Source organism: Microbulbifer mangrovi (genome assembly GCF_002009015.1).
In the GTDB taxonomy this organism is placed as follows: domain Bacteria; phylum Pseudomonadota; class Gammaproteobacteria; order Pseudomonadales; family Cellvibrionaceae; genus Microbulbifer; species Microbulbifer mangrovi.
The window spans coordinates 1-8,587 of sequence record NZ_LZDE01000210.1 but is presented as its reverse complement, the minus strand read 5'-3'; the positions used below and the strand labels follow the sequence as shown (position 1 = coordinate 8,587).

8 protein-coding genes are annotated in these 8,587 nt (G+C 58.8%); all 8 read left to right on the top strand.

The window, feature by feature from the left end:
• Window positions 1–105 precede the first annotated feature (105 nt).
• A complete protein-coding gene (gene moaB / locus B4U49_RS02460) occupies window positions 106–621 on the top strand; it encodes a molybdenum cofactor biosynthesis protein B (RefSeq protein WP_078082994.1) in 516 nt (171 codons plus the stop codon).
• 8 nt (window positions 622–629) lie between these two features.
• Window positions 630–1,121 (top strand): cyclic pyranopterin monophosphate synthase MoaC, encoded by a 492-nt coding sequence (moaC, locus tag B4U49_RS02455; RefSeq protein WP_078082993.1) that lies wholly within the window; start codon window positions 630–632, stop codon window positions 1,119–1,121.
• A complete protein-coding gene (gene moaD, locus B4U49_RS02450; RefSeq protein ID WP_078082992.1) occupies window positions 1,118–1,366 on the top strand; it encodes a molybdopterin synthase sulfur carrier subunit in 249 nt (82 codons plus the stop codon). Before moaC ends, moaD begins: the two co-directional genes overlap by 4 nt.
• A gap of 1 nt (window position 1,367) precedes the next feature.
• Window positions 1,368–1,868, top strand: a complete 501-nt coding sequence (locus B4U49_RS02445) for a molybdenum cofactor biosynthesis protein MoaE (RefSeq protein WP_078082991.1) — start codon at window positions 1,368–1,370, stop codon at window positions 1,866–1,868.
• A gap of 468 nt (window positions 1,869–2,336) precedes the next feature.
• Window positions 2,337–2,825: a hypothetical protein gene (locus B4U49_RS02440; protein ID WP_239692439.1), complete on the top strand. Its 489-nt coding sequence runs from the start codon at window positions 2,337–2,339 to the stop codon at window positions 2,823–2,825.
• A 2-nt stretch (window positions 2,826–2,827) separates the two neighbouring features.
• A complete protein-coding gene (locus tag B4U49_RS02435) occupies window positions 2,828–4,912 on the top strand; it encodes a tetratricopeptide repeat protein (protein WP_078082989.1) in 2,085 nt (694 codons plus the stop codon).
• Window positions 4,905–8,198, top strand: a complete 3,294-nt coding sequence (locus B4U49_RS02430) for a tetratricopeptide repeat protein (RefSeq protein ID WP_078082988.1) — start codon at window positions 4,905–4,907, stop codon at window positions 8,196–8,198. Before B4U49_RS02435 ends, B4U49_RS02430 begins: the two co-directional genes overlap by 8 nt.
• On the top strand, window positions 8,195–8,587 hold a 393-nt coding region (locus B4U49_RS02425), incomplete at its 3' end, for a tetratricopeptide repeat protein (protein ID WP_239692438.1). The genes B4U49_RS02430 and B4U49_RS02425, both read left to right, overlap by 4 nt.

The following is an 8,587-nucleotide window of genomic DNA, read 5'->3' as shown; positions in this document are numbered from 1 at the left end:
CCAGGGATGGGTTTACAGCGGTCTTGAAGCCCTTCACCCGATGACCGATCGCCACAGTACCCAGAACAGAGCACCCAAATAAAGGAAGCTACGGAGCACAAAACCATGGGACACGAACCCCAAAATCCCAACCAAAAACTGAACATCGCGGTTCTGACCGTCTCCGATACCAGAACCGAAGAAAACGATACTTCCGGTAAATACCTCGTCGAAGCCCTGCAGGCAGACGGCCACAACCTCGCCGACAAAGCCATCGTCATCGACGACAAATACCTGCTGCGCGCCAAAGTGTCCGAGTGGATCGCCGACCCCGAAATTCAGGTCATCCTCACCACCGGCGGCACCGGCTTCGCCGGGCGCGACTCCACCCCCGAAGCCCTCGCCCCCCTGTTCGACAAACACATCGACGGCTTCGGCGAAATCTTCCGTGCAGTGAGCTACGAAGAAATCGGCTCCTCCACCATCCAGTCCCGCGCCCTCGCCGGACTCGCCAACCGCACGCTAATCGCCTGCCTGCCCGGCTCCACCGGTGCATGTAAAACCGGCTGGAGCAAACTGCTCCAGGAACAGCTCACCGCCTCGCACATGCCGTGTAACTTTGTCGGCTACTTAACAAAGTAATCAGCACTATGACCCTCACACACCTCAACCAGCAGGGCGAAGCCAGCATGGTCGATGTCACCGACAAAGACATCACCGACCGCTCCGCCCGCGCCCAATCCGCCGTTGCCATGTCCGCAGAAGCCTTCGCGCAACTGCAGGCCGGCAACAACAAGAAAGGCGATGTCCTCGCCACTGCGCGTATCGCCGGCATCCAGGCCGCCAAGAAAACGTCGGACCTGATACCCCTGTGTCACCCTATGGCACTGACCAAAGTGCAGGTCGATTTCGAACTGGATGACGCAGCCAATACCGTGCATATCGCCAGCTACTGCCGACTCGCCGGGCGCACCGGTGTGGAAATGGAAGCCCTCACCGCCGCCAGCGTGGCCGCGCTCACCATCTACGATATGTGCAAAGCCGTCGACCCGGCCATGGTCATCGGGCCCACCCAGCTGCAGGAGAAGACCGGCGGCAAGCGCGGCCACTGGACACCTGAAAAGTCGGAGTCCGCATCGTGATCAAGGTATTGTTCTTTGCCAGCCTGCGGGAGCAGCTTGGTTGTGATGCGGTAGATGTGGCCGCAGACCAGCTTGGCAGCGTGGCCGAGCTGCGCAGCAGTCTGGCAACTAAGGGCGAAGCCTGGCATGTGGCGCTGTCCAACGAACAGTTGCAGGTGGCGGTCAATCAAGAGCTGTGCGATATGCAGGCGGCGATCAGTGATGGCGACGAAGTGGCTTTCTTTCCTCCGGTAACCGGAGGCTGATATGGCTGTGGATATCTCCATCTCGGTGCAGGCGGAAGGGTTTGATCCCGGTGCGGAATACAATCGGCTGCGCAGCGACAACTATTCCGACGGGGCCACAGCCATGTTTGTGGGCAACGTGCGGGATTTTTATGTGGCCGACTCGGAAGAGGGCGCGGCACAAAAGAAAAGTGTCAGCGTACTGGAGCTGGAACATTATCCCGGCATGGCCGAATCCGCACTCGCCGGGATCGCCCGCGAGGCCGCCGAGCGCTGGCCGCTGGGGCGCATTCGGGTGATCCACCGGTTTGGTCCCCTCGCCGCGGGAGACGAAATTGTTTTTGTCGGCACCACCTCCGCACACCGGCAGGCATCGCTGGATGCCTGTGCCTTCATCATGGATTTCCTGAAGAGCCGCGCCCCTTTTTGGAAGAAAGAAGTGGGGGTGGGAGACGATGGTAAAACTCAGAGTAGCTGGGTAGAAGCGCGCAGCAGTGATGAGAGCGCGTTGAAAAAATGGTGAGTGATCACTCGTCTAAAAACATCGCTGGCTGAGAAAAATACAACTGACTAAAAATAGCTAACCGTGTGAAAACAGTAATCGCTTGCTTACAAGTAGTAAGTGCTTGCTGTCGCTACAGCGCAGTCTTTATGTGATCTGTCGCATTAAATTTGTACAAAGTTTGATGTGTTTCTCCGAATAATCGGGCCTTTGTGATTTTCATCGCACTTTGCCCCGGTGCAGTCGCCGTGATACCTGTCACATTATCTAGATATATACGCTTGTCCTTTGAATTTTAAGAAAAAATTCTTATCCAACTCTCTGCGCTAGTTTTGAAGCGCCTCACATATCACAATAGCGTCCTTGCCATACAATCCCTTGGCGAGTCACTCCTGTGTCCATTGCAGTAGCGACCAATAAAAACAGGGGCGGGGTTGAGGTATTAGGGATATGTGCAGAATTCTGATCACTCTGACAACAGCAGTGCTGATGTCACTGTCCGTTCTGGCGAATGCGCAGAACGTTAGCCGCGAAGAGATCCGCGGTCTCGATGAACAGATCCAGGACGTCAAGAAAGACGTTATCAGCCTGACTTCCGAGCTTAACCGGCTGGAAGAAAAGCTCCTGTTCCCGTCCAATACCCAGGCCGCGTTCTTTATCTCCCTGGCCGGCAGTGCCAGTGGCGAAGAGTTCAGCCTCGAGTCCGTCGAGGTCAAGCTCGGCAATCAGGTGGTTGCGCACCATCTCTATACCTATCGCGAAATTGAAGCCCTGCAGCAGGGTGGTGTGCAGCGTATCCACACCGCCAACGTGCAGACCGGCGCTCATCCGCTGGTGGTCAGTTACCACGGCAAATCCAAGTCTGGCAAAGAGTACAGCGGTACCGCCAGCTTCAGCGTGGAAAAGGCGGTAGGGCCCAAATTTGTTGAAATCCAGATCGCCGGAACCCAGTCAGCCATCAATTTCAAGGACTGGTAAGCATGTTTCCCCGTCTGGCCTGCGCAATTGCCGGCGTTACGCTGTCGGCACTGACCTCGCTGCACAGTATTCCTGTGCAGGCCAAAGCGCCCGTGGATCCGGGCGCGCTGCATACCGATGAGCTCAAAGACCTGTTCTTTGGTGAGGCGTTGTTCAATGCCTACCAGGACAACTACGTCGATGCCATCTCTGCCCTCGATACCGAAATCAAGCAACACCGGCTGCTGGATGATCCCGAGCTGGATCCGTTCAGTGTGCACTTCGGTCAGGCGGAATTCGCCGTGGGCGACCTGGAGCTCTCCTACCGCATGCACCAGGAAGCTGGGCGGGCCATGGAGCAGGTGCTGCAGGGCAATGTTGCACAGCCGATCAAGAACGAAGCCGCCTACCGCCTGGCAAAAATCCATTACCAGAAGCAGCAGTTCGCCAATGCATTGCATGCGCTTGAGCTGATTCAGGGGCGGGTGCCGGAGCGGGTGCGCGCGAAAGAGCAGTTCCTGCGCGCGCGGGTGTATATGCAGCTGGGCCGTTTTAGCGAAGCGGTAGAGCTGCTTGAAGACCTGAAGGGCGAAAAATCCCTGCAGGGCTTTGTCGAGTACAACCTCGGTATCGCACTGCTGAAAGCTGGCGAAACGGAAAAAGGCGTGCTGGTGCTGGATGGCCTGGGGCGCAATGCCGGTAGCGGTGCAGCCAGGCAGGCGCTGCAGGACAAGACCAACTTGCTGCTGGGCAACCAGCTGATGAAGGAAGAGCAGTTCGACCGTGCGCGCCAGTACTTTGACCGCGTGCAGCTCTCCGGACCATTTTCCGATCAGGCCCTGCTGGGAGCTGGCTGGGTAGAGGCCAATGCGGGTCGCTACGACCGCGCACTGGTGCCCTGGCAGATGCTCAAGCAGCGTCGCGCTACCGATGCCGCGGTGCACGAGGCCATGCTGGCGGTGCCCTATGCCTACGGCAAGTTGGATGTGCACAGTACTGCGGCGGTGAATTACGGCCAGGCGCTGGACGCGTTCGGCGAGCAGGTGGATGTGCTCTCCCAGTCCATCACCAGCATTCGTGAAGGCAAGCTGCTGGAAGCACTGCGCCGCAAAGAAGCCAGCCAGGTAAAAAACTGGGTGGTGGAGCTGCGCAAACTGCCGGGCGCACCGGAAACCCATTACCTGCTGGACCTGATGGCGTCCAACGACTATCAGGAGTTCCTGCGCAATTACCAGGACCTGAACAATCTGTTCGAGCGCAACCGCGACTGGCTGCAGAGCCTGGATGCGTTCGAGGAAATCATCGCCCTGCGTCGCAGCTATTACGAGCCGATCCTGCCGGGCCTCGATGTGGCTTTCCGCCAGATCGACGCCCGTATCAAGATGCGTCTGGAGCAGCGTCAGCGCCTCGCCGCGCGTATCGATAACCTGCTGGTCAACCGTCGCCCGGAATTACTGGCCAAAAGTGATGAAACCGAAGCGCGCCTGATTCTCGAGCAGATGCGCGAGATTCTCGAATTCAACCCGAACCTCAGCAGTGAAGAGACTACCGACCGCATCGCGCGCCTCGAGGGTGTACTGAAGTTCCGCCTGTCCCGCGAATTCGATGACCGTCTCACCAAAGCCTACAAAAACCTGCGGGAGCTGGACGGCGTGATCGCCACTTTGCAGGAGACTTACCAGCGTTATGTGCGTACTCGCCAGGCGGCGACCCACAGCTACGAGGGTTACACCGACCAGATCGCCTCTTTGCGCGGTGGCCTTAACCGTGCCCAGGACCGTATCGATCAGTTGATGGCGCGGCAGGGCAGCATGCTCGAGCAGCTCGCCATCAACGAGCTCGACGAGCGTCGCGCACAGCTGGAGAGCTACCAGATCAAAGCTCGCTTTGCCCTTGCCGACAGCTACGACCGCGCCAACGAGCTGCAGGAGCAGCGCGAGGATGAGCGCAAGGTCGAACAGTACCGCGTGCAGGTAGAGCAGATGCAGGAAGCGGAGCCAGCGGCAAACCCCGATGGCGAGCCGCTGCCCACGGATAATCCGCCGGAGCTGGAAGCGCCCGAAGCAGAAGGCGGGGCCGAATCGGCAGAGGCGGCTGACGATGAATAAGCGCAAAATGGATAAACGACCGCTCAGCCTGAAGATTAATCGTATTGTGATGGTGTCCGCCGCATCGGCGGCCATACTGCTCAGTGCCTGTGCCAGTAACAACGGCAAGACCATTGGCAGCCTGCAGAAGGTGGATATCGAGATCCGGGAAACCCGTATCGACGGCAGCCTGGAGAAGGCCCTGGCCAGCTATCAGAAATACCTGCAGGAAACCCCCGAAACCGCGCTGACGCCGGAAGCCATCCGCCGTATTGCGGACCTCAAGATCAAGCAGGCTCACCGGGCGGAAGAGGGTGCTTACCGGCCCTCCACCGAAACCCGTATTCTTTCTGAAGAGGAAGTCGCGTCTGCGGTGGATACGGCGCGCGTGCGTAAAGCAGCCGGTACCAATGCCGACCTGGATGCGCCCGAAGCCGCTGCGGTGGCGGCGGCAACCCCGGCGGCGGAAGCGGCGCTGGACAGCGTTGCCCGCACCGGCGACGAGAGCCGGGCGGACTTCGAGGCCCGCGCTACCGCGTCAGTGGCTATTGAGGGTGCGGACGTCGGAGGAGTCCTGCCGGGAGACGATCCGGATGCATTGCTTGCCGCCAATGCCCGCGAAGCCATCGCCCTGTATAAAAAGCTGCTGGTGCAGTATCCGCAGTACGAGCGCAACGACCAGGTAATGTATCAGCTGTCCCGCGCTCATGAAGAGATTGGCCAGATTGAAGAAGCGGTCAATGTCCTGCGTCAGCTGGTCGCCAAGTACCCGGCCTCCCGTCATCTGGACGAAGCGTTTTTCCGGCTTGGCGAATACTACTTTACCCGCAAGAAATTCCTCGATGCCGAAGAGTCCTACGGTCGCGTCATCGATATGGGCGAGACCTCCAGCTTTTACGAGCTGGCGCTGTACAAGCGCGGCTGGGCCCTGTTCAAGCAGGATATGTACGAAATGGCCCTGGACGATTTCGTGCGCATGCTCGACCACAAGGTGGGGCAGGGCTACGACTTCGAACAGCAGACCAACGAGACCGAGCGCAAGCATATCGAGGATACTTTCCGCGTTATCAGCCTGAGCTTTTCCTATCTCGGCGGGGCGGATTCCATCGTCGATTACTTCACCCGCAAGGGTGCGCGGGATTACGAGTCCTACGTATACAGCCACCTGGGTGAATACTATCTCGACAAGCGTCGCTACCAGGACGCGGCGAAATCCTACAATACCTTTGTGGAGCGCAACCCGCTGCACCGGGTTTCTCCTGACTTCTCCATTCGTGTAATCGAGATCTACCAGAAGGGCGGCTTCCCCCGTCTGGTACTGGAAGCGAAAAAAGACTTTGCCAATACCTACGCTCTGGACGCGAAGTACTGGACCGTATTCGATATCCAGGAGTACGCCACCGTGGTGGAATTCCTGCAGACCAACCTGATCGACCTGGCGAGCCACTACCATGCGGCTTACCAGAATGTGAAGCCCAAGGATAAAGAATTCGCGAAGAAGCGCGGTGAGAACTACGCGGAAGCCATTCACTGGTATCGCCGTTATCTCAAGTCCTTCGCCGACCAGCCGAAAGCACCGGAAATCAACTACCAGCTCGCAGGCCTGATGCTGGAAAACAAGGATTTCCTCAACGCGGCGCAGGAATACGAGCGCACTGCCTACCAGTACGACACGCATAAAGATGCGAGTGAAGCCGGTTACGCCGCGGTATTCGCCTATCGCGAGCACCTGAAGAATGACCTGGCCAAGGGCAGCACCGCACAGAAGACCGCGATCCAGAAAGAAATCATTCGCTCCTCGCTGACCTTTGCGGAAACCTTCCCGCAACACGGCAAGGCGCCGCAGGTGTTGCTGGGTGCGGTGGACGACCTGTACAAGCTGAAGAGCTTTGCGGAAACCATCCAGAACGGTCGCCTGTTACTGGAGAAATTCCCCGCGGCAGAACACGAGATCCGCCGCTCTGCCTGGTTGCTGGTGGCCCACGCCTCGTTTGATACCGAAGCCTACGTGGATGCCGAAGCCGGCTACCGCCAGGCTCTGGGCATGACCGCCGCAGATGCCAAGGACCGCGCTGATCTGGTCGACAACCTGGCCGGTGCGATTTACCAGCAGGGTGACGTAGCGCGCCGTGCGGAAGACCACCTGGCTGCGGCCGAACACTTCCTGCGAATTCGCAATGCAGCGCCCGGCGCGAGTATTCTCGCCACCGCCGAATACGATGCGGCGGCGTCCCTGATCCAGCTGGAAAACTGGAGCCGCGCGGCGGATGTGCTCAAAGCCTTCCGTACCAACCACCCGGAACACGAGCTGCAAAAGGAAGTCACCAAAAAGCTCGCGGTGGTTTACCAGGAAAGCGGCCAGTTGTTGCTGGCCGGTGCCGAGTTTGAGCGCATCGAACGCGAGTCTGACGACGAAGACGTGCGGCGTGAAGCGCTCACCCAGGCCGCAGATCTGTACAGCGCAGCCAAGAGCTATGACAAAGCGCTCACCGTCCTCAACCGTTACGTCAAACTGTTCCCGAGCCCAATGGAGCCGGCGCTGGAGACGCGGCAGCGAATTGCCGATATCTACAACAACAGCGGCAACCGTAAGGCCTACTTCCGAACGCTGGAAGACATCGTGCGTATCGAGGCCCGCGGTGGCGAAGAGCGCAACGACCGCACCCGCTATCTGGCAGGTAGCGCGGCCCTGCAGCTGGCAGAGCCCAAGTACGAGGCGTTCCGGGAGATTGCGCTGGTCGCGCCACTGGAGCAGAACCTCAACACCAAGCGCACGCGTATGAAAGCCGCGGTCAACGCCTTCAGTGACCTGATCGATTACCAGGTCGCCGATGTTACTGCCGCAGCTACTTTCTATCTGGGTGAGATCTACCTGCACTTCAGCCGTGCACTTAAAGACTCCGAGCGTCCTACCAACCTGAGTGCCATGGAGCTCGAAGAATACGAACTGGCGCTGGAAGAACAGATCTACCCGTTCGAAGAGCGCGCGATTTCCGTACATGAGAAAAACATCGACCTGATGGCCGCCGGTATCTACAACCGCTGGGTTGGCAAAAGTATCGGTCAGCTCGCAGGGCTGGTGCCTGCGCGTTACGACCGTCCGGAAGATGCGGGCAACGTTGTGACCACTATCGTTCCGGTACCGGAAGCGCCAGAGGAAGTTGCCGAGGCACCAGCGGAACCAGTTGTGGAAGCTCCCCAGGAGAATCCTGCGGAGACTCTGGAAGAAGAGGCGGTCGCGGAACCCGAGTCTGCTGAAGAGCCGCCCGTAATCGCCGAACTGGAAACCGAGGAGGATAAAGGATGATGAACTGCAAACGCCTCCTCACCGCGGTGGCCTGCGTGGCGATATTGTTGCTAAGCGCCTGTGCCAGCGGTCCCAAAACCTCCAATCGTCCGGTTGACCCCATGAACGTCAAGGTCGCCGGCGGCGTTAACCGCGACTTTCTGCAGGCCGTGGAGTACATCCAGGGTGAGCGCTACCCGGAAGCTATCGAGCTGCTGCAGAGTGTTATCACCCGCGAGCAGCGTCTGTCTGCACCTTATGTGAACCTCGGTATTGCCTACTTCCGTACCGGTGACGAAAAGCACGCGGAAGAATCTTTCCTCGAAGCCCTGCGCGCAGCCCCGCTGGACCCGGTTGCCAGCAACGAATTGGCCGTGCTCTACCGCCATCAGGGCCGCTTTGACGAAGCG

Coding starts and splice junctions, on each gene's coding strand:
- B4U49_RS02435 (WP_078082989.1), top strand. CDS start 2,828: ATGTTTCCCCGTCTGGCCTGCGCAATTGCCGGCGTTACGCTGTCGGCA.
- B4U49_RS02445 (WP_078082991.1), top strand. CDS start 1,368: ATGGCTGTGGATATCTCCATCTCGGTGCAGGCGGAAGGGTTTGATCCC.
- moaC (WP_078082993.1), top strand. CDS start 630: ATGACCCTCACACACCTCAACCAGCAGGGCGAAGCCAGCATGGTCGAT.
- B4U49_RS02440 (WP_239692439.1), top strand. CDS start 2,337: ATGTCACTGTCCGTTCTGGCGAATGCGCAGAACGTTAGCCGCGAAGAG.
- moaB (WP_078082994.1), top strand. CDS start 106: ATGGGACACGAACCCCAAAATCCCAACCAAAAACTGAACATCGCGGTT.
- B4U49_RS02430 (WP_078082988.1), top strand. CDS start 4,905: ATGAATAAGCGCAAAATGGATAAACGACCGCTCAGCCTGAAGATTAAT.